Genomic DNA, 255 nt, shown 5'->3' on the forward strand with positions numbered 1-255 from the left:
AGGCGGACGCCAACCCGCGCAAGGCGGTGAATGAACTGCGCCCTGAAGGGGTGAGCGAGTATCTGGAACAGCTTAACGCCGCCGTGGAGGCCGACCGGAAGCAACACGAAAAAAAGCCGCTGCCCGCCGTAAAAAAGCAGCCAGAAAGCGAAGCCGCCGTTAAGAACACCAAGGCCAGCACCACCGACCCGGAAAGCGGCTTCATGCACCGGGACAACAAGCCGCAGGGCTTCTTCTATCTGGACCACCGCACGG

Annotated in this window: 1 pseudogene; it reads left to right on the forward strand. The window is 61.6% G+C overall.

The annotated features are described in order from the left end of the window. A pseudogene (locus tag MFP24_RS00155) lies at positions 1-255 on the forward strand (IS5/IS1182 family transposase); the annotation flags it as partial.

This window comes from Brenneria tiliae, from assembly GCF_023347575.1.
In the GTDB taxonomy this organism is placed as follows: Bacteria; Pseudomonadota; Gammaproteobacteria; order Enterobacterales; family Enterobacteriaceae; genus Brenneria; species Brenneria corticis.